The 21,826-nt window shown below is 41.9% G+C and carries 12 protein-coding genes; 9 read left to right on the forward strand and 3 right to left on the reverse strand.

Going from position 1 to position 21,826, the window contains the following annotated elements:
* Positions 1 to 67: 67 nt before the first annotated feature.
* A complete protein-coding gene (locus FLL46_RS25155; RefSeq protein WP_142934937.1) occupies positions 68 to 4,015 on the forward strand; it encodes a hybrid sensor histidine kinase/response regulator in 3,948 nt (1,315 codons plus the stop codon).
* A 172-nt stretch (positions 4,016 to 4,187) separates the two neighbouring features.
* Here FLL46_RS25155 and FLL46_RS25160 read toward each other — a convergent pair whose 3' ends face one another.
* The 3 genes from FLL46_RS25160 to FLL46_RS25170 all read right to left on the reverse strand — a co-directional run bounded on the left by FLL46_RS25160 (position 4,188) and on the right by FLL46_RS25170 (position 13,028).
* Positions 4,188 to 6,296 carry a S8 family serine peptidase gene (locus tag FLL46_RS25160; protein ID WP_142934939.1) on the reverse strand — a complete coding sequence of 703 codons (2,109 nt, stop codon included), beginning with the start codon at positions 6,294 to 6,296 and terminating at the stop codon, positions 4,188 to 4,190.
* Between the two features lie 304 nt (positions 6,297 to 6,600).
* On the reverse strand, positions 6,601 to 10,776 hold the full coding sequence (locus FLL46_RS25165; protein WP_142934941.1) for a hybrid sensor histidine kinase/response regulator transcription factor: 4,176 nt from the start codon (positions 10,774 to 10,776) through the stop codon (positions 6,601 to 6,603).
* Between the two features lie 593 nt (positions 10,777 to 11,369).
* The gene (locus tag FLL46_RS25170; RefSeq protein ID WP_142934942.1) at positions 11,370 to 13,028 is read right to left on the reverse strand and encodes an amidohydrolase; all 1,659 of its coding nucleotides are present in this window, start codon (positions 13,026 to 13,028) and stop codon (positions 11,370 to 11,372) included.
* Between the two features lie 299 nt (positions 13,029 to 13,327).
* On the opposite strand from FLL46_RS25170, the gene bioA reads away from it, so the two are divergent.
* The 8 genes from bioA to FLL46_RS25210 all read left to right on the forward strand — a co-directional run bounded on the left by bioA (position 13,328) and on the right by FLL46_RS25210 (position 21,455).
* Positions 13,328 to 14,620 carry an adenosylmethionine--8-amino-7-oxononanoate transaminase gene (gene bioA, locus FLL46_RS25175; protein ID WP_142934944.1) on the forward strand — a complete coding sequence of 431 codons (1,293 nt, stop codon included), beginning with the start codon at positions 13,328 to 13,330 and terminating at the stop codon, positions 14,618 to 14,620.
* A 242-nt stretch (positions 14,621 to 14,862) separates the two neighbouring features.
* Positions 14,863 to 15,291 (forward strand): 30S ribosomal protein S6, encoded by a 429-nt coding sequence (gene rpsF, locus FLL46_RS25180; RefSeq protein ID WP_142934946.1) that lies wholly within the window; start codon positions 14,863 to 14,865, stop codon positions 15,289 to 15,291.
* Positions 15,292 to 15,305: 14 nt separating this feature from the next.
* Positions 15,306 to 15,533, forward strand: a complete 228-nt coding sequence (rpsR, locus tag FLL46_RS25185) for a 30S ribosomal protein S18 (protein WP_142934948.1) — start codon at positions 15,306 to 15,308, stop codon at positions 15,531 to 15,533.
* 29 nt (positions 15,534 to 15,562) lie between these two features.
* Positions 15,563 to 16,015, forward strand: a complete 453-nt coding sequence (gene rplI / locus FLL46_RS25190; RefSeq protein WP_142934949.1) for a 50S ribosomal protein L9 — start codon at positions 15,563 to 15,565, stop codon at positions 16,013 to 16,015.
* Between the two features lie 169 nt (positions 16,016 to 16,184).
* On the forward strand, positions 16,185 to 17,555 hold the full coding sequence (gene dnaB / locus FLL46_RS25195; protein ID WP_142934951.1) for a replicative DNA helicase: 1,371 nt from the start codon (positions 16,185 to 16,187) through the stop codon (positions 17,553 to 17,555).
* Between the two features lie 106 nt (positions 17,556 to 17,661).
* Positions 17,662 to 18,765 (forward strand): alanine racemase, encoded by a 1,104-nt coding sequence (alr, locus tag FLL46_RS25200; RefSeq protein ID WP_142934953.1) that lies wholly within the window; start codon positions 17,662 to 17,664, stop codon positions 18,763 to 18,765.
* A gap of 8 nt (positions 18,766 to 18,773) precedes the next feature.
* Positions 18,774 to 19,178 (forward strand): secondary thiamine-phosphate synthase enzyme YjbQ, encoded by a 405-nt coding sequence (locus FLL46_RS25205; RefSeq protein ID WP_142934955.1) that lies wholly within the window; start codon positions 18,774 to 18,776, stop codon positions 19,176 to 19,178.
* A gap of 273 nt (positions 19,179 to 19,451) precedes the next feature.
* A complete protein-coding gene (locus tag FLL46_RS25210; RefSeq protein WP_142934957.1) occupies positions 19,452 to 21,455 on the forward strand; it encodes a methyl-accepting chemotaxis protein in 2,004 nt (667 codons plus the stop codon).
* Positions 21,456 to 21,826: the final 371 nt, after the last annotated feature.

A 21,826-nucleotide genomic window follows, 5' to 3' on the forward strand; every position in this document is an offset into this window, starting at 1 on the left:
TTGAGTGCTTTTGCTCAAGGATAAATTTGCGCATAAGTACAGGTAATGTAGGTAAGCTAAAAGATTAATGCAGATTGAACACAGACTCTTAGTCATAATCCCAATCCTGGTTTTACTTGTCGCTCCAGCGGTTAGCGCACAGCAAAAACTTCGATTTCACCCGGCATTTTCTATTTCCAGTGCTGTTGGTGCGAGTAATGTTCAGGACGAAGAGGGCTTTTTGTGGTTTGGATCAGTAAACAGTGGACTTATTCGTTACGACGGCACTAATGTTAAACAGTTTCTCCCGGAAGATGGTACAGTCGCAAGCGAGTTTGTGTCTGAGATATACGTCGATCGTCGTGGGCAACTCTGGATTGCAACTGGAAATGGTTTAAACCGTTACGACAAGCAAACTAACCAGTTTTATCACTATATAAGAGACAACGAGGATCCAGAGAATTCTCTGGCTAACAATCAATTTCTGTTTTACGCGTCTACCGGAATTCTGGAAGATAACAGAGGCTATATCTGGATCGGAACGTCTCATGGACTCAGTCGTTATGATCCTGAGTCAGACAGTTTTAAGAGCTTCTGGCACAATCCTGACGATGAAAATAGCTTGTCCGGAAACACCGTTAGTTCCCTTTACCTCGATAATCAAAATCGATTATGGATAGCGCTAAGAGAACATGGGGTGACACTTTTAGATCTCGAGACATACCAGTTCACTCGTATACAACACAACCCGGAAGATCCGAATTCTATTCCAGCTGATGACATTACATCGATTGTTGCTGATAAACAGCAAAATCTCTGGCTCGGCACTCGTGCGAATGGCTTGATTAAATACAACTCGACGACCAAACAATATCGACGATACAACCACAAAACCACACAAGGTTTTCCAGAGATGGGAATTGCTAAAAGTTATTTAACTAAGTCAGGTGCATTGGTATTGATAACCTATGGAAAAGCGTTGGGATTTATCCGCTTTAACCCTGATACAGAACAGGTTGAAAATTACCGTCACAAAACAGGCCAACGATTTTCTTTGGCTAGTGATACAGTCTCCGGCTATTTTGAAGATAGTGATGGTTTCGGTTGGATTGCATTTGCGACCGGTGAGGTCTATCGCGTAGAAGAAGAACCTTTTAATTTTGAGCTATATCAGCATGATCCTGATGATCCCAATTCGTTAGGTACGCGGGCGGCGTTTCCAATATTTGAAGATAGTAATGGTAATACCTGGATTGGTACCTATGGTAATGGGCTGGACAGGTTACGAGTTTCAGAGAATCGATTTTACCACTATAAGCATATTCCCGGCGATCCAACAACCATTCCTCATGACTATCCAACAGGTTTTATTGAGACGAGTGATGGAAAGTTTTATGTGGCTACATTTTCAGGCATGTCCGAGTTTGATCCGACTACTGGCAAAGTCGTTGAAACTTTTGCAACTAACACGAGCTATTATACGATTCTCGAAGATCCGGATAATGCTGACATATTATGGGCGAGTGGCTGGGATATGGGGTTTCATCGGTTTAACCGGTTTACCAGGCAACTCAAGATTTATTCTGCAGACCCCAATGATCCGAACAGTCTGACGGCGCCGACTGCGGTGAATTTTATCATTGATCGAACTAATTCCGACGTTATGTGGATTGCTACACTAGGTGGTGGACTTGAACAGTTTAATAAGCGTAATGAGGTATTTACGCATTATATGGTTGACGAAAATAATCCTGACTCAATACGTTCCAATACCGTTCCAGATGTTTTGCAAGATAAAGAAAATCGAATTTGGGTGGCTACCGAGAAAGGTTTGAGCATGTTAAATAAAGATCAAAAAAGTTTCACTCATTTTGGTCGTTCTCATGGGTTTCCCACTCAATCGCTATTATTTATTATGGAAGACAATCAAGGAAAACTTTGGATTGGTAGCGCCGCCGGGCTCATTCTTTTTAACCCGGTAAGTCAGAAAGTGGAGAGAGTGTTTACCGAGACTGCAGGGTTGCATAGCACAAAGTTTTTTCCGTCCAGTTACGGTAAAGGGAGGGATGGTCGTTTATGGGTTTCTGGTTATGAAGGATTAAATAGTTTTTATCCGGACAAACTCAAATTTAACGTAAAACCCCCAATTGTTTATCTTACCGAATTAAAGTCTCAAGGCAAAAATCTCTCGACGGAAACCGCGTTGGAAAGACTGAAAATTTTGGAGCTAGATTGGAAACATAATCAGTTTGAATTTGAATATGTTGCGCTCAATTTTATTAATTCGGTGGAGAATCGATACCAGTACAAGTTGGAAGGGTATGATGATAACTGGTTTGATGCCGGCAAAATTCGTCACGGAAGGTACGTTAACCTACCTGGTGGAAAATATAAACTGCGAATAAGAGGGGCTAACAGTGACAACGTATGGAGTTCACCGGAGAATCAAGTTTTTATTAACATTTCGGTACAAGCTGCCCCCTGGAAGTCGGGTTGGGCTTACTTCATTTATATCGTGTCAGCTTTTGCTTTTTTTTGGGGGACGCTCAAGTGGCGAGAACTTAAAGTTTATCGTGAAAAAATTCGCCTGCAAAACTTGGTCGAGGAAAAAACCCTTCAATTAAATCGCGAAAAAGAAGCCGCCGAGGCAGCCAGTTTAGCCAAAAGCACTTTTCTCGCTAATATGAGTCACGAATTAAGGACGCCGCTTAATGCTATCCTTGGTTTCACAGAACTTTCGCAACGCGCACCAAAACTACCTGCTAATGTGGCTGATTACCTAAACACGGTTCAACATAGCGGTAATCACCTGCTCGAATTGATTAACGATGTGTTGGATATGGCTAAGGTAGAAGCCGGAAAAACAAGTCTCGCTGTAGTGAAGTTTGATTTACATCATTTGTTGGGCATCATTGAAGAAATGTTCAGTTTGCGTGCGAGTGCTAAAGGGTTAAAACTAATATTTGAAATTGATGTTCCCAGGTATGTACAAGCCGATGAACGTAAGTTGAGACAAGTTTTAATAAACCTGGTATCAAACGCAGTAAAATTTACCCGTGAAGGAAAAATTGTTTTACGCGCTACATTTTATAAAAACACTGAACCAAGAATACATTTTGAAGTTGAAGATACAGGGGTTGGCATTGCTGAGTCTGACAAGAAAGCGTTATTTGAACCTTTTACACAAGCTGAGGTCGGCCGTGAAGAAAGAGAAGGTACAGGACTTGGACTGGCCATTTCCGCTGAATTTGTTTGTTTAATGGGAGGGGAAATTCGTGTGTATAGTGAAGTTGGCAAAGGTACTATTTTTTCCTTCGACATTGATGTTGAGGAAACTGAAACGGGAGAGATTATCAATGCCATTTCCAATCGGCGAGTTGTTGGGCTGGCAGAAGGGCAACCAAGCTATCGCATACTCATTGCCGATGATAACCCTGATAATCGTAAGTTACTGTCAAGCCTTTTAGGTGACATTGGTTTTGAAGTTAAAGAAGCCAATAACGGCGCTGAAGCTGTAGAGAGGTGGAGAGAATGGAAGCCTGCTTTGATCTGGATGGATATGCATATGCCGGTACTCAATGGATATGATGCAACTCGAATGATTAAACAAACGGCACAAGGTAGAGAAACAGTTGTTATCGCGTTGACTGCGAGTGCCTTTGAGGAAGAACGCTCCGTTGTGTTAAGTGCCGGTTGTGATGATTTTATTCGTAAGCCGTTTGAAAGCGGCGAGTTGTTTAAGACGATGGCTTCTCATTTAGCGCTTGAGTTTCGCTATGAAGAGATTCAGGCGCCAATGCTGGAAACACATAAATCATTATGTCCGGCAGACTTAACCTGTTTATCAGTTGAGCAACTTAAAGCGCTTCACGCTGCCGCTTTAAGTGGTGATGTCAATGGACTTGAACGATTGAGTGTAGAAATCAAAGCGCAGAATCAACCATTGGCGGAGAGCTTGAATGTGTTGATTAACCAGTTTGAATTTGAACCCATTTTAGCGGCAACGAGTCCACTCATAGAAAACATTAAAACTTAAAGAGTTGAATTGAGCTGGCGGGTAATTAAGTTTGTTGTTGTAATTAACCTGAGTTCTCTTTATCCCAAACTCAGGTTAATCATTTTGTTGAAAGTTTTATCTTATAATCATTTTTAAAACAGACCAGCCACCAAGAAGTGTGACTGGCTGGATTAAAAAGGAGCTGAAACGATTAACGACAAGGTCCTAATTTTGTCCACACCTGCCATGGTCCTGAATTTTGTTCAGGATTATCATTTCGAGACCACCAGTTAGCGCGATACTTGTTGCCATTGTAAGAAACTTCATCACCGCTATGGTAAACCTTGCTGCTTTCCCAGGCTGCTAAACCATCGCAACCATCAACAACTTCTGAAACGGTCACCGTCTGAGTCGAGCTGTCTCGCAGGTTGCCTGCATCAGTTACAGTTAATGTCACTTGATAGCTACCTGAGGCGGCGTATGTATGACTTGGGTTAGCTTGAGATGAACTATTACCGTCACCAAAATCCCAGGCATAAGTCGCGATGCCGTTGTCGTCTGTTGAAGAGTCTGAGAAGGTAACGCTCAGTTGATTTGTTGAGTAGCTGAACGAAGCTCTTGGTGGTTGATTTTCGCCACTACCGCTACACTTATCGCCTTTTCTCCAAACATTACTGAAGATGTCGGGCTGTGCTCCAGTTGACCACCAGGTTGCGGTGTATTCATAGTTGTTGTATGACACTTTGTCACCAGCTTTATAAGACTTAGTCGCACTCCAGGCTTCAAGTCCGTCGCATCCGGGAGGAGGCGGGGTTGAGCCAATTGTGACTGTATCTGTGTGACTATCGGTTAATCCTTCAGCGTCAGAAACTGTTAAGGTCACCTGATAGTGTCCGTCTGTACTATAAGAGTGAACCGGATTTTCGTCTGAAGAAGATGAACCGTCACCAAATGTCCAGCTATGACTTGTTACCCCTTTGTCGTCAGTAGAACTATCAGTGAAACTCGCGGTGTTACCATTTACTGCTACGCTGAAATTCGCATTCGGCGCAACGTTTTCACCATCGCCACAAACACTGGCTAATCGGTCTAATGCAGCTTTTGCTTTGACGATACCGTAACCATACGAGGTATCACGACCGGGAGAACCTTTGTCCTCAGCGGTTTGGTTCATTGCGTCGCGAACTTGCTGGTTGCTACAGCTTGGGTAGTGGCTCCAGACGAGTGCGGCAACACCGGAAACATGTGGTGTGGCCATTGAAGTACCGCTAATGGATTTATACCCGTTGTTGTTCCAGGTTGAGTTAGTGTTAACGCCCGGGCCAGATATTTCTACTTGACTGTTGTACTGAGAAAATGACGCTTTGTTACCTGCGCTATCAACAGCGGCAACAGACACTACTGAATCGTAAGACGCTGGATAAGACAGGCTACTGTTGCCGGCATTACCTGCTGCAGCGATGCTTAAAACGCCGCGGCTGTTTGCTGAATTGAATGCCGATCTTTCAGCGTTTGATGAGTTACTACCACCAAGGCTCATGCTGATTACGTTTGCGCCTGCGGCAGTACATTGGTTAATGGCCGCGACCAGATCTGAACCGTATGCCCAGCTGCCGGAATCGTCAAATACCTTAACAATGTGTAAACCTAAGTTACCTGAAGGATTGACGCCAACCACACCTTGTCCGTTTCCGCCAAGTGCTGCAATTGTTCCTGCGACATGAGTTCCGTGGCCATGGCCATCTTGATACCAGTTGCCCGTATCATTACTTCCATGACCGTCATCGCCAGTGATTCCTGAACTCGGCAAATCTGGATGGTTAAGTGTGTAACCCGTGTCCATGATACAAACTTTTCGGTTACTGGTTTTTGAATCGGAAACCTGCGGTGCTTGAACCATGGTGATCCCGTATGGAGTCGTCTCGGCCATTAAGTAGCGTTTCGGATCGATTTCAACATATTCGACGTTAGGGTTTCTAGACAGCGCTGTCTTTTGATCGGCGTCTAACATCACTGCCATCGCGTTAACGCTATCCAGCGATCGAATGACCTGAGTATTGACCATTGCGGCGGTGGATTCGAATAGTCTGACTTTTGCGTCGTAGGCTTGGGTAGAACTGGTGCTTGATTGAGTTGCTGCGGCAACTGATTGATCTTTTAACTTGACAATAAATCGTTGCTGTTGTTGGGCATCAGTTGAGTTTCTGTTCAATGTTTCCGCTGATATATTTGATACCGTTCCGGTTATTGCCAATGCACACCCCAGTGCAATAGCGACGCGGTTAAATTTTAGCGGAGTTTGCTGTTTTTTTTGTGTCATTCCTAACCCTCGTTTTTATTTGGATTGTTTTTCTAATGGGCCTGTTTTGGCAAGCCCGGTTTGTTTTTTTGGTTATTGTTGTTCAATTTGCTCTTGGTATTGGTTTGCTCTCAAAACCGTCTTCAATCCTACTGAATAAGGGGCTTTAATCTTTTTGAATTCGAGCCGTTTTTTTTTAAATAAACGCCAACTAGTAAAAAGTTGTTAAAAAGTACCAAGAAATCTGGCGTGTTTTAACACTTATGTCAGGGTTTATATGCTAGGAAATATTTTGAATTAGAATAGTTGATAAAGTGATTGCAAACTAGCTGGCTTTAGAAGTTTGCCTTTTGTCATTTAGAATAGAAATTTGCAGTTGTTTCGGCGTGCGTCCAAAGTAGTTTTTAAAGCAGGTCGAGTAGTAACTTTGAGACGAAAAACCAGACTCAATGGAGATGTCGCTGAGCTGCGCGCCTTTCGCTAACAGTTCGATAGAACGCTCCAGTCGATATTCTTTAAGATATTCCATCGGCGACTTGTTACAGATGGCTTTTAACTTTCTGGAAAGCTGCTTTTTACTCATATACATATGTGACGAAAGCTGTTCAAGATTGTAAAAACTATCAGAATAGTTGACCGCGAGAACATCAAAGAAACGATGCATGAACAAACGATCCTTTTCTCCTAATCCTTCCGGGGAGTTATCCTCGTTGGTATATAAATGTTTAAGCGAGACTTTTTGGTTGGCTTGATACATTTGTGTGGCGAGGCTTAGCAAGTTGGCGACGCGGAGTTTTAGCTCTTCAGTGTTAAATGGTTTAGTCAGGTAATCGGTGGCTTGGTGCCTTAGTCCCGAGATAATCGATGTTTGATCGGCTTTTGCGGTTAATAAAAGTAGCGGTATGTGGCAAGTTTTTTGATTGGACTTAATATTTTGGCAGAGATCAATGCCGCTCATCCCTGGAAGCATTACATCAGAAATAATGATGTTTGGAATAACTTCCGATGCGTGCAGGTAGGCTGACTCCGCATCAGGAAATGGTGTGCACTGATATTGATTGTTAAACATCTCACATAGATATTCGCGTAGCTCATCATTGTCTTCAACGATAAACAACATCGGTTTGTCATCCGGTAAACCGGTCTGAGAGTAAATGAGTTTACGATGCTCAGTGCGATTATTGTTGGTCGATTGATGAGTCGCTTCAATCTCAGTTGTTTTTGACGTTGCTATTGAGCGAGGCAAGATGACTGATATTACGCTTCCCATGCCTTTTCTCGACTTAACCTTCATTTTTCCGTTGAGGAGCGAAACCGATTGTTTCACTAGCTCTAACCCATAGCCGCTGCTGACAGTGAGATCCGGTTTAGCGATTGAGGTTTGTGTCTTGTCTGATCTCAAACTATTTTTCCGAATAGTTTTTTCCAGGTCAAAACCTGAACCTTGATCAGCAATATTAATAATCACTTGTTGCCGCCATTCGAAACAGGAGATAAAAACTTTTCCGTTGCTTTTGTTATATTTAATGGCATTACTGAGTAAATTGTAGAGTATTGCTTCAATATCGCTTTCCGTCGCATCGACGTGACACTTAGATAATTTTTTTGTGATGAGAGAAATGCGGTACTGTTGAGCAAACTCTGATAGTTGTGATACTGCTTCCAGTATTTTCTGGTTGATTCGGAGTCTTTGCTTTTGTTGAATGTCGATGGTATCAACACTCGTTAAAAGTCGGTTGACCATGCTCGACATCTTGTTAACATTTCTCAGTGCGGTAGAGAGTAGTTTGTTACTATTATCGTCGGGATTATTCACCAGTTTATTGAGTGGATCTTGAACCAGCGTTAACGGTGTTTTCAATTCGTGCGAAACAAAGGTGAAAAAACGCGTTCGCTGCTCCAACAGCATTGATATTTCTTCTGTTCGATGTTGGACTATTTTTTCCAGCTTGTTGGCGTGGGAACGAATTCGTCTCGCTTTCCAAAGGAATATCAGTTTGAGAGCTGTTGCCAATAGGCAGGCGATCAACAATTGAAACCAAAGTGATTGCCAGAAAAAAGGTAAAACTTCAATATCGAGTATATTGGTTGGTTCGCTCCAGTTTATGCCATCAAAACTCGTGGCGACTTGAAAAGAATATTCGCCATGGGGAATTCTGGTGTAAGTTGCCCGTGGATTTCCAGCAATCGTTGTATTCCAGGTTTCGTCGTAGTTTGTCAGTCTGTGACGGTAACGAATGCTCGAATTAGAATTTGAATCGAGAGAAGCGAATGAAAGCCTCAAGGTACTTTTTGTTGGCTTCACAATCAGTGAAGACTTTGTACCAAGAGTGATACGTGACCAGATATTTTGGGTTGGCTCTTTTTCCGATATGTATTTGCTCTCAACACCAGTGAGTATCGGCGTTGTTTTTTTCTGCGGAACAGTAATAGCTTGAGGATTGAAAGACACCAGTCCATTTAAACCGCCTAACCATAAGTTACCGGATTCGTCTATGTGTGATGCTGGAGAAAACTCAATGATCGGCATTCCCATTGCCCTGTCAAAAGAAAGGCTGGAATAGTCCTGTGGGTTGATTCTTATTAGTTTGTCACCCGATGTCGTCCACATATAACCCTGATTATCTTTTGTCACGGAATAATATGTTTGTGATGAAAAACCTTTCAAGCTGGCCAGGTAAGTAAATTTTTGATCATTTATTGAAAATTTACCAATACCGCCCATGCCAACAACCCATATATTATTTGAGTTATCTTTAGCCATTCCATAGATTTGACTGACACCCAACTTATGGTTATTTTCGTCGCTCATTCGATATTGGTTCGCCGAACGGGTAAACAGATTATACTTGTACAAAGTCCCTTGAAATCCCGCCATCCAGATAGTTTCACTGTCGACCATTGCCGTATAGGTTAATGCAGCAAATGGTTTTTTCTCTGGCCAGTTGAGCGGCCTTATCGGAATAAATTGTTTGAGCGTTGGATAATATTGATTAAGACCTGACTCTAAACCCGTTAACCAAAGCCTACTGTCATTTGTTTTGAAAACTTGCGTCGCGTATGTTTGTTGCGTGAGGCTTGGATCTTGTAGTTGATAAGTTGTCTGACGTTTTTTGTCTGCAGACAGTTTTGAAATTCCAGCCGTATTTGCAATCCAGATATTGCCCTCAAGATCGAATTCAAAACCTAATATATTATTGTAAAGTGTTGTGCCCTGATTATCTTTGAGTGACAAATGAGCCACCTGGTTGTTCGTTGAAATAATACTTATTCCGCCTTTTGAGTCACCAACCCAGATGTCACCTTGTGGTGATTGTGCAACACTGGTGATTGAGTTGTTGGATAATTGTTGATGTGACTGAGTGGTTGCACTGAAATGGTTAAAAGTTCGCGCAGTTGGAATTATTTTTACGACACCTGAAATATTTGTCCCCACCCAGATAACATTAGAGTTATCTTCGTATAATGAGTGAATGGCTTGATTGGGTAACGTTACACCTTGTCTTTTTTGTAAAGAGTTTAACAAGTGGTCGAGATCGAGCGACTTAATATAGAGGCCATTTACCGTGCCGATCCAGAGTTCTTTAGTGTTTGTTATCAAAAGCCGATGAGCATGTGCGTTAATGCCTAGCTCGGCGTTTGAAATATAGTGATATTGATTTTTATGATTAAAATAGAGTCCATCACGACTACAGGCAAAAAACAGGTTGAATTTCTGGTTTGAAATACAATGAACTTTGGGCTCTTTTTTTGAGTTCGTCAAATGTTTGAGCGTAACCGATTTGAATCGATACTGTGTTATTGAAGGTGAGTCTGCAGCGTTCTTCGATTGAATTTTAACTTGTTTAAAAATTCCATTATCAGTTGCAATAATATTGTTGCTGCTGTTGTCAAAGTGAGTTTTATCAAATGTCTTCTCACGGTCAAAAATACCAATGTCATAGGTGTTTTTCGTGACTAAACCATATTTTTTGCCAGCTTCAAAGTGGTGGTAGGTTCCTGTTTTTTTGTTGAACTCAATGATTCCGTTAGCAGAAGTAATCCATAGATTATTATTTTTACCATTTCTCATTGACCACAAATAAAGCTTATTAAAAAAGTCCTCACTATTTCGCTTGTCGTGATAATGAACGAAGGATTCAGTTTCATGATCATAACGGTCAATACCTGCCGCGGTTAATATCCATAAATTACCGGTTTCGTCTGCCACCAGCTTATTGATAAAACTATGGGATAAACTGGCTGCATTATTGGGGTCGTGCTTATATTGAGTAAATCGATATCCATCGTAGCGATTTAATCCGTCTTGAGTGCCTATCCAGATATAACCTGACTTGTCTTGCACGATGGTGTTTGCGGTTGCTTGTGATAAACCCTGATCAATGCTGAGAGGAATATATGCATTTTCACTTGCGTTTGAGTAAGAAAAGACAAGAAAGGACAGCGCTGTCAAAAAGCGGGCAAAAAAAATCAGAGTTTTTGATTTTACTATTATTTGCATCGTGATATTACGTACAAAATCATTTCCATGTGTTAATGTTAAGCCTTGGCTTTGAATCAGTTACTTTTGGCCCAATACTTATTTAAATAATGACTTTTATTTAAGCAACGACTCTGTATTTAATAACTTCTTTAAGAAGTTTTTTGTTATCTATTTTATTTCTATTATTTGTTGTCAATTATTTGTGATTAGTTTTTGAATTATTATTTTCATATCACTTTAATAAGATAACCGAAATAGGGGGCGAAAAAACGTAACTATTGCAACAATTTTGATAACTAGTTGTTATGTAGTATAGCTCGTGGAAATAGATTTTTACCATTATCTCAAATGGTGTAAATTTAACTTCTCTTTATTAGATTGAAAACTATTAAAAAACTGATGCTTTTAATTGTTGTTGTGGTTTGCTCTTCTTTTTATTGAAAAGGTAATGGTTTTATTTTTATTAAAATATTGAGATGGTAAAAAGCAACTAAATGATCAGTGATGAGTATCGTAGAGGTTTGAATCAGGTTGAAAAAACTCTCACCAACCTGATTCTGTATTGTTTTTTTCGCTTAAATTGATCGATGCTACTTTTAGCTTATTGGTATTTATTGCTTATATCTTTGTGTTCCTGCAATCCAGGTTTCCAGTACGCGAGTTTTCCAAAGATCTTCTGGCTTTCCATTGATGATATCTTGATCAACAAAAATAAAGTCAGCCCATTTACCTGCTTCCAGAGAACCTAATGTTGATTCTTGATGGGCGGCATAAGCTGCATCCAGGGTAAAACTTCTGAGTGCCTGTTGTGGAGTCATACGTTCTTCAGGTAACCATCCACCAGAAGGCATATTGCTTTGGTCCTGACGTGTTACCGCGGCGTGTAACCCATGAAAAGGATTCGCAAGTTCTACCGGGAAGTCGGAGCCGGAAGCGATGATTGTGCCTTGTTGCAGTAGTTTTCGCCAGGCATAGGCACCTTTCAGTCTTTCTTTACCAAGTCGAGCACCAGCCATATTTTTGTCGCTTGTGGCGTGTACTGGCTGCATCGATGCAATGATATTTAACTCTTTAAATCGAGGAATATCCGCGAGTGATATTATTTGTGAGTGCTCTATGCGATTACGCAAGTGTTTTCCGCCGACTTGTTTAAACGCTTTCTCGAAGGCGTCCAGTACCAGCCGATTGCCGCGATCACCGATTGCATGGATGTTCGCCTGAAACCCTTTTTTGATAATTTCATTAACCAGTAAATCAAGTTTTTTAGGTTTGGTTAATAGTAGACCTTTGTTGTCGAGATCATCTGAATAGGGTTTTATCAGTGCGGCACCACGACTACCTAATGCGCCGTCAGAATATAACTTTACACTTCGAATAGACAAAAAATCTTGCTTATCTTGAATAATTCCTTTGTCCAGCCATTGGCTTAAATTGGGACTAGAACCGGATAGCATCCCATAGATTCTTATTGGTAAACGGTTTTCACGACTTCTTTTGAGATAAGAATCAAGATCCGCCTGACTAACGCCTGCATCGTGTACACTAACTACACCAAGTGATAGAAGATGTTCATAGGCTTTATCGAAAGCGTATTCTCGTTCCAGTGGAGAAGCGGCTGGGATTATTTTTTCAACTAGCCCAATCGCGTTGTCAATTAAAACACCAGTTGCTTCACCATTTTCATCTCGAATAATTTTTCCGCCCTGTGGGTCGGCGGTCGATTTGTTAATACCCGCTGCCGCTAAAGCTGCGCTGTTAGCCCAGGCAGCATGACCGTCTATTCGGCGTAACAGAATAGGGCGTTTTATTCCGCTTGAATCGAGAGATTTTTTAGTGGGGAATTCCTTGTTTAACCACAATACCTGGTTCCATCCTCGGCCTAAAATCCACTTGGCCCCCGGATTTTTGTCAGCAAATTCTTTGACTTTTTCAACGGCGATTTGCTCTGATGTCGTTCCACGAAGTTTAACTCTGAGCATTTCATTCCCAAGTGAAGAAACGTGACCGTGAGCGTCGATAAGACCTGGCAGCATAAATCGCCCCTGGCCGTCTGTACGAGAACAGTGCTTATATTTACTTTGCGTACCTTTTTTTCCTGTTGCGAGAACTTTGCCGTTTTCAAAGGCTAACCAATTGAACTGCTGTAGCTGTTGAGACTTGCTGGTTGGTGTATATCCTTTGACGTTGTCAATTAACTGGCATTTTTCATAGGCTGACGCACTGGTAGACAACAAGACTCCAAAGGTGAGTATATTTAAAATATGATTCATGGATGCTCCCTTTTTGTTCGTTATGTTTGTTAGTGGTGTGGTGGTGGTTAATCAGCACGGTTATTAATGAACTGGCTTTAGTGTAATGTTCTGAGCGTCCTTTGTCTAAGTGGTCATTTTGATTGCCCTGAATTACATCGTGGAATGCGATTGCTTAACCCTTTAAAGAGGCTTAAACTCTCGTGTTTCATTCATCCACTTTATTTTCTGCATCGATTTTTTTGTTAGTCAAGATTTAGACTACTTTTGTCAAACCTTGGTTAACGAACTTTATGTAGCAATTTTCTGGCCCATTTCATATGACAATTTCTCAGCAACAACTGCAATTTGATCGTAATCATATCTGGCATCCATACACTAACTTAAATAAACCGACGCCAGTCTTTGGCGTAGAGTCTGCACAGGGTGTTTATTTAACTTTGAGTAATGGGAAGAAAGTGATTGATGGTATGGCGTCCTGGTGGTCTGCGATTCATGGCTATAACCATCCTGAACTTAATCAGGCAATCCATGAGCAGATACAACAAATGTCTCACGTCATGTTTGGTGGATTAACCCACCAACCGGCTATCGAATTGTCACGTCAGTTAATTGACCTGACTGCACCAGAATTAGATTGCGTATTTCTGGCCGATTCGGGTTCCGTTGCAGTTGAAGTTGGGCTAAAAATGGCTTTGCAATATTGGTATTCGCTAGGCCGGCAACAGAAGAGTAAATTTCTGACGATTCGCAACGGCTATCACGGTGACACCTTGGGAGCTATGTCTGTATGCGACCCTGAAACAGGTATGCACTCGATGTTTAGTGAAACTTTACCACAACATTTATTCGTGCCATCTCCGAGTTGTGTCTCCGATGAGGACTGGAATGAATCGCATATTGCAGAGTTTCGGCAGATGTTGGAATCAAGAGCCGATGAAATAGCAGCAGTCATTCTAGAGCCAATTGTACAGGGGACTGGTGGAATGCGAATTTACTGTCCTGAGTTTTTACGGCAGGTTAAAAGTCTTTGTGAACAACACGATGTTTTGCTCATTTTGGATGAAATAGCCACGGGGTTTGGTCGAACAGGAACAATGTTTGCCTATGAGCAAGCTCAAATTTGCCCAGATATTTTGTGTATTGGTAAAGCGATTACTGGCGGGTATCTCTCGTTGGCAGCGACCATTACAACTCGAAATGTTGCAGATGTAATTGGTTCTTATGGCGATGGTAACTTGATGCACGGACCGACATTTATGGCAAATCCGCTGGCATGTGCTGTCGCAAATAGGAATATTGAATTGTTGTTGGCTTCACCTTGGCAACAGAAAATCAAACAAATCGAGGCGCAGTTAATAGCTGAATTAGCTTCTTGCCGACAGTTAGAGTCAGTGGCCGATGTCAGAGTAAAAGGCGCTATTGGTGCCGTAGAATTAAAGTCGCCGGTTGATATGCATAAAGTTCAACCGCGTTTTGTTGAGCTTGGTGTCTGGATCCGGCCTTTTGGTAAGCTGCTTTATATCATGCCGCCCTATATTATCGAGCCTGATCAGCTTTCCTGTTTGACCAAGGCAATTGAGCAGGTTGCCAGGGAGCAAATCAAGCCGTAACCGACCGCGGCTATTTATCGCTGAGCCAGTAAAACCATTGCAATTCAAGGCTAAGCCTCGTATAATCGCGCGCTCTTGAATTACGCCTGAAGGTTTAGGCTTTGCTTAAATCTCTGGAGTATACTTTACAAACTGACCTAACTCCTTGTTATTAAAGATATTTGAAAGTTTGGATGGTTATTACAACTAAATTCAAATTTTGGTAAATGCTTTGGTGACTGGAAACCGTGAGGAGATCTTTAATGCGACACTATGAAATCGTATTTCTGGTGCACCCTGATCAAAGCGACCAGGTTCCAGCAATGATCGAAAGATACAGCGCTGTTATCACTGACGCAGGTGGAACTATCCACCGTTTAGAAGATTGGGGACGCCGTCAATTGGCTTATGCCATCAATAATGCTCATAAAGCACACTATGTGTTATTAAATGTAGAGTGTGAGTATTCTGCAATTGAAGAATTGGAAAACCTTTTCCGTTTCAACGATGCCGTATTACGCAATCTTGTAATTAAGATGAAGAAAGCAGTCTCTGAGCCTTCGCCACTAGCGAAAGCGAAAGAAGAAGCTGCTAAACGTTTTGATTCTTCTGATAAGCCAGCGGCTAAAGAGAAATCAGAATCTAGCGAAAAACCGGCTGAAGCCACTGCTGAATCAACTGAAGCAGAGTAACGGAGGATTATCCCATGTCTAGACATTTCAGACGTCGTAAGTACTGCCGATTCACTGCTGAAGGCATTACTGAGATCGATTACAAAGACTTAGCTACTTTAAAAAGCTATATCACTGAAACTGGTAAAATTGTTCCAAGTCGTATCACAGGAACTCGCTCAAAGTATCAGCGCCAGCTTTCAACAGCGGTTAAACGTGCTCGTTTTCTGGCTTTATTGCCTTACTCAGACGCGCATAAGTAAGCAACGATTAACGAATAGGGGAAAGACTAATGAAAGTCATTCTACTTGAAAAAATCCGCAATCTTGGCGAACTGGGTGATAGCGTTACTGTAGCAAATGGTTATGGTCGTAATTATCTTCTGCCTCAAGGTAAAGCGGTTCCAGCAACTCAAGATAATGTCGAAAAGTTCGAAGCACGTCGTGCTGAATTAGAGAAGAAAGCATCAGATGAGCTATCTGCAGCTGAATCACGTGCAGCGAAGTTTGCTGAATTAACTGTTACTATCGAAGCCTATGCAGGTGACGAAGGTAAGTTATTTGGTTCTGTCGGAACTCGTGATATCGCTGACGCAGCGTCTGCTGCCGGCGTGGCACTGGAAAAACATGAAGTACGTTTGCCTAACGGCGCGATTCGTGTAACTGGTGAGTACGACATCAATATTCATTTACACACCGATGTAGATGCAACATTGAAAGTTGTTATAGCAGCGCAAGCTGAATAATCAAATCATCAAGATTTGAAGCATTTGCGTTGCGTTAATGTGGTGCAAATGACAGAATAAAACACCTCGCACTGGCTAGTGTGAGGTGTTTTTTTTCGGCTAGCAAAATTAACCGATTTCACGGTGCCTGCTATTTCAATCGAATTATACGAATTTTAGGTTTATTTGAATGCTTGAAGACCCGCAAGTTAATAACATAAAAATGCCGCCCCATTCCCTGGAAGCCGAACAATCGGTTTTAGGGGGACTGTTATTAGATAATGAGTCTTGGGAAAAGGTTTCTGAGAAGTTGGTGCCGGAAGATTTTTATCGCAAAGAGCACCGATTAATTTTTAAAGCACAACGATATCTCGCTGAAAACGGGCGTCCAATGGATGTTGTGACACTTTATGAATTTTTAGAGCAAGAAGGAGAGGCTGATGATATCGGCGGCTTAGCCTACATTGCTGATCTGGCGAAAAACACGCCGAGTGCATCAAATATAGGCGCTTATGCCGATATTGTCAGAGAACGCGCGGTATTAAGAGAGATGATTTCTGTCTCTAATGAAATTGCAGACGCCGCCTATTTTCCAAAGGGACGTAATTCTGACCAATTGCTTGATATGGCTGAAGCAAAAGTGTTCAAAATTGCTGAACAACGAGAAAACAATGATGGCGGATTACAGATTGCCTCGACATTTCTAGAAGAAACCTTAGATAAAATTCAGTTTGCGGTGGACTCTAAAGGCGGCATAACCGGGCTTGATACCGGGTTTACGGATCTGAATAAGAAAACCAATGGGTTGCAAAACTCAGACCTGATCATTGTCGCGGGACGACCGGCGATGGGAAAAACGACATTTGCGATGAATATCGCTGAAAATATATCCATTCATAGCGGTAAATCAGTTTTAGTGTTCAGTATGGAGATGCCTGCAAATCAGCTGTTGATGCGTTCCTTTGCTTCTATCGGCGGAATCGATGCAACGCGATTGAGGACTGGTGCACTTGATGACCGCGATTGGGACAACCTGTCGGTGGCGACTAATATACTGAAAAACAGCTGTAAAATGTACATTGATGATTCTGCCGGATTGTCGCCGTCTGAAGTGAGATCTCGCTCACGCCGGATAATGAGAGAACATGGCGATGTCGGGCTTGTGGTTATTGATTATCTTCAATTAATGAGTGTGCCTGGTTTATCTGATAATAGAACGCTGGAAATCTCTGAAATTTCCCGCTCTTTAAAAGCTTTGGCGAAGGAAATGAACATTCCAGTAATCGCCTTGTCGCAGTTAAACCGATCATTAGAGCAACGAGCAGACCGGCGACCGGTGATGTCCGACTTACGTGAATCGGGCGCGATCGAGCAAGACGCGGATATCATCATGTTCGTTTATCGTGATGAAGTTTATAATCCGGAAACTGAAGATAAAGGCATTGGTGAAGTGATTATTGGTAAGCAACGTAATGGCCCTATTGGGAGTGTCAGACTTGCGTTTCAGGGGCATCATAACCGCTTTGCTAATCTTGCGGCGAACAATTTTGAAGAATATTAAGTTCCGAAGTCTTTGCACAATTGGAGCGGCTTTAGAGGTCTAGATATTGACCATTCGGTAAACTAACTATTAACCAACAAATATCAAATTTTGAAAATCGAGTTTTATGCGTTCCACAAAAGCGGTTATTAATCTTGCGGCAATTCAACATAATTTATCGGTAGTCAGGTTGCTCGCGCCAGGAACAGGCGTCATGGCCGTGGTCAAAGCTGATGCTTATGGACACGGAATTGTGCAGGTTGCAGAAGCATTAACAGACGTGGAAGCAATCGCTGTTGCCTGCCTGGATGAAGCGATCAAATTACGTGAAGCTCAGATTAAGAATCCAATCATTTTACTCGAAGGATTTTTCAGCCAGAACGAACTTGAACTTTCACTCAAATACGATTTACAAACAGTTGTTCACCAACAATCCCAAATTGATTCGATTCTCGCGTTGAAACCTGAACAATATTCGCAAAAAAAACTTAAGGTCTGGCTTAAGTTGGACTCTGGAATGAATCGTTTAGGGTTTACAGTCGACGATTATTCTGCGGCTTATTCCCAACTGTCCAACAGTGTGTTGATCGATTCGATTAACTTAATGTCACATTTAGCTTGCGCTGACGATATTACCAATCCGATGAACCAGGCACAGATTGGTATTTTTAAAGAAGCCACTCAATCTTATACAGGATTGCGCTCAATGGCCAATTCTGCGGGCGTTGTTGCATGGCCTGAAAGCCATTTTAACTGGATCAGGCCGGGAATTATTTTATATGGCTGCTCGCCAATGGTAGGTTATCAGGGGCAAACTCACGGGTTAAAACCGGCGATGACGTTACAGTCTCAACTATTTGCAATTCGAAATCTCTCTCCCGGTGACAAGGTTGGTTACGGTAGCGCTTGGAGAGCGAAGGAAAAGACTCGGGTTGGTGTTATTGCGATTGGTTACGGAGACGGTTATCCACGACATGCAAGAGAAGGCACTCCGGTGCTGATTAATGGCAAAAAGTACCCATTGGTCGGTAAAGTTTCAATGGATATGCTTACTGTTGATCTGGGAAATGACGATCAATTGTCTATCGGTGATAAGGCAATACTTTGGGGGAAAGGACTACCTGTCGAAACGATCGCCGATTGTTCTGACACTATTCCCTACACACTCTTGTGTGGAGTGACATCAAGAGTCAAGTTTGAGTGGGTAACTAAAAATCCAGACGAAGGTTAATTGATATTATGATTAAACGAATAACTGTTAAAACCAGAGGGCAGGGGTTATACGAGTTCACGGATAAAGTGAGAAAGTGTTTATCTGAAGTTAATATTAACAGCGGTTTGTGTACTTTATTTGTTCGCCATACCTCTTGCAGCATGATAATCCAGGAAAATGCTGATTCAACGGCTAAAGATGATCTTGAAAATTGGCTTAATCGATTAGTTCCAGAAGGCGACAGCTTGTATACGCATACATTTGAGGGGCGTGATGATATGCCGGCACATATTAAATCGGTCTTAACTGCTACTCATCTCGCAGTACCTTTCGATAATCAAGCGCTGTTGTTGGGAACCTGGCAAGGTGTTTATCTCTGGGAGCATAGACATGCGCCGCATTCAAGAGAGATTGTGGTTCATTTTAGTTAAAGTACGATGAAGAGATTGGTCAGTTTAAAAACGATTGAGAATTAATTAGCCATTTAACATTTTGACAGATATACCTGTTAATATAAGTTTCTCAATTTTTTTTTGTAATTACAGACAAAAACTAAAGAATTCAATCGATTAGCGAGAATAAATTAGGCAAAGTGAGATTTTTTTGTCTATGATTAGTGAGAGTGTGACGATCGTATTTCGGTATATTTTTGAAGCGATCGTTTTTGCGGTCATTAAATTAAGAATCATAACTAGAGGCATACAATGAATTTAACTGTTACTGCAAGAATCGCTGGCGGCTCAGGTTTGGTTATTGTGCTTTTAATTGCACTGACGTTTACCGGACTGAGTGGGGTTAGCAGTATAGACGAAGGGCTTACTGCCGTAACAGATAAATCGACCCCGATGTTGATCGCCGGTAGTGAAAATGTCTCGTCATTGCTAAAAGCAACAGTTGAAGTTAATCGTTTTCATCAGTCGAGAGTCACTTCAGAGCTAACTGATTTCGAAGCCAACTACCAAAGCTTGATGAAAAGCAACAAGTCTTCTGGTCAATCGTTAGCTTTAGCCGCACAACAATACCCTGAAGTGTTGTCTTCGCTGGATGAAAGTAAGAAAGCCATTGCCCAGTTTTCGGAGCTTGTACCACAAGTTTTTGAGAAACACCGTAGAGATTTATCTTTAGGTGACAACGTGAGCGGTATGCGTGGTGAGTTCGAAGATGTTGCAGATGAGCTTGATTCTCTACTCTATGACTTTTCTGAAGATTTAGGCAGCGGAGACACTGCTTCTGTTTTGCAAAGTATGTCAAACATGGTGCGCGAAGCAACGGTAACAGTAACAGATGTTCTCGTTAGCACTGACCCAACGGTTGTTGACTCCGCAATTCGAGACATTACTGCGCTGGTTAAAGATTTTGACGGTAAGTTTTCGCAAGTAAAGGGAAATTCCCAAGCCACTAACAACGATTATTATGCAGATACAGAAGCAGCAATAAACAAGTTCAGAAAACTTACCAATGATAGTGGGAATATCCTTGAAACCTATGCGCTTCAATTAGATATTCGAGCCCAGGCTAAACAGCAACTGGTTGAGTCCGACGTTTCTGCCACCGATGCTCAAGCGCACTTGAATAATGTATTTTCTAAAGTGAAAGGACTTACCCAATCGATTAAAGAAGATGCTGGCGATAAGGTGAGTTCGAGTCGAACACTGCTGATCAGTTTTGCTGTTATCGCTATTTTAGTTGCGGCTGGTGTTAACTATTGGGTATTACAAAGTGTAACTAGCCCGTTGAATGAAGTCTTGAGAGTCATCACCAAACTTTCGAAAGGCGATCTGACCGAGAAAGTAGAAGTGCATAGTGAAGATGAACTCGGTAAGTTATCTAACGGATTTAATGATCTGATAGATGCTCTGCGGAGTATGCTCAAAGAAATTGGTTCCAGTTCTGAACAGCTTTCTGCATCGGCTGAACAAACCGCTGCCATTTCAAGTCAAAGTAGCCAGAATATCAACTATCAAAAAGAACAGACTGATATGATCGCAACGGCGATGACAGAAATGACGGCGACAGTTGATGAGGTGGCAAATAGTGCAAACAACACGCTACTTGAAGTTCAAAAAGCCAACAAAGAAACTGTCGACGGGCAATCGGTGGTACAAGATAGTATTAGCACGATCAACAAACTAGCGAGTGAAATTGAAAGTGCGGCAGTGGTTATCGATAAACTCGATCAATATAGTACCAATATCGGTGCGGTGTTAGATGTTATCAGAGGGATAGCAGATCAAACTAACTTACTCGCGTTGAACGCGGCTATCGAAGCGGCGAGAGCGGGGGAACAGGGAAGAGGCTTCGCTGTTGTGGCCGATGAGGTGAGAACCCTGGCTAGCAAAACCCAGGAATCTACTTCAGAAATTCAAGAAATGATCGAAAGACTGCAAACAGGAACCAGAGAAGCAGTTACAGTAATGGAGTCGAGTCGTTCAGAAGCTCAAAATAGTGTTGAACAAACGGCGACAGCTGGAGAAACTTTAGGAAAAATCACTCAGGCGGTTAGCGTTATTAATGATATGAGTACGCATATTGCAAGCGCCGCGGAAGAGCAAAGCTCTGTATCTCAAGAAATGCATCAAAATGTTTCTTCCATTTCGGAAATGGCTGACAGCACGGCACAGGGAGCAAGTGAAAATCTGGAAGCGAGTCAGGAGTTAGCGAGACTTGCAGAGCATATGCAAAAGCTTGTTAGTCGCTTCAAGTATTAGCATCTTAAATGAAAATACTGATCGACATTTTTAAGATTGATCAATATAAAAAGCTCTCAAAAGTCGAGAGCTTTTTTTTGAATATCAAAAACACTATTTGAGAAAATATAAACTCAATCTTAAACATTTAAATTGAAGTAGCATCAGCATTTCCCCATAAGACCATAGTCCTCACCTGTCATTTCGACCGAAGTGTAGAGATCCCCTAAAGATTGCACAATACTAAAAATTTAAAGTTAACCCATTTTAAAATCGCCGTACTTAGTTGCGAGATGGTGAAAGCCACTAGTTGTTCAATGTCTGCAGGAGATCTCTCCACGTTGGTCGAGATGACAGTTAGGTTGAGACGTTTAAATTTAGGTGGTATTTGC

The organism is Aliikangiella coralliicola (genome assembly GCF_007004725.1).
Classification (GTDB): Bacteria; Pseudomonadota; Gammaproteobacteria; order Enterobacterales; family Kangiellaceae; genus Aliikangiella; species Aliikangiella coralliicola.

Bases quoted from the DNA above. Each gene is read 5' to 3' on its own strand.
- FLL46_RS25155 (WP_142934937.1), top strand. From the start codon at position 68: ATGCAGATTGAACACAGACTCTTAGTCATAATCCCAATCCTGGTTTTA.
- FLL46_RS25160 (WP_142934939.1), bottom strand. From the start codon at position 6,296: ATGACACAAAAAAAACAGCAAACTCCGCTAAAATTTAACCGCGTCGCT.
- FLL46_RS25165 (WP_142934941.1), bottom strand. From the start codon at position 10,776: ATGCAAATAATAGTAAAATCAAAAACTCTGATTTTTTTTGCCCGCTTT.
- FLL46_RS25170 (WP_142934942.1), bottom strand. From the start codon at position 13,028: ATGAATCATATTTTAAATATACTCACCTTTGGAGTCTTGTTGTCTACC.
- bioA (WP_142934944.1), top strand. From the start codon at position 13,328: ATGACAATTTCTCAGCAACAACTGCAATTTGATCGTAATCATATCTGG.
- rpsF (WP_142934946.1), top strand. From the start codon at position 14,863: ATGCGACACTATGAAATCGTATTTCTGGTGCACCCTGATCAAAGCGAC.
- rpsR (WP_142934948.1), top strand. From the start codon at position 15,306: ATGTCTAGACATTTCAGACGTCGTAAGTACTGCCGATTCACTGCTGAA.
- rplI (WP_142934949.1), top strand. From the start codon at position 15,563: ATGAAAGTCATTCTACTTGAAAAAATCCGCAATCTTGGCGAACTGGGT.
- dnaB (WP_142934951.1), top strand. From the start codon at position 16,185: ATGCTTGAAGACCCGCAAGTTAATAACATAAAAATGCCGCCCCATTCC.
- alr (WP_142934953.1), top strand. From the start codon at position 17,662: ATGCGTTCCACAAAAGCGGTTATTAATCTTGCGGCAATTCAACATAAT.
- FLL46_RS25205 (WP_142934955.1), top strand. From the start codon at position 18,774: ATGATTAAACGAATAACTGTTAAAACCAGAGGGCAGGGGTTATACGAG.
- FLL46_RS25210 (WP_142934957.1), top strand. From the start codon at position 19,452: ATGAATTTAACTGTTACTGCAAGAATCGCTGGCGGCTCAGGTTTGGTT.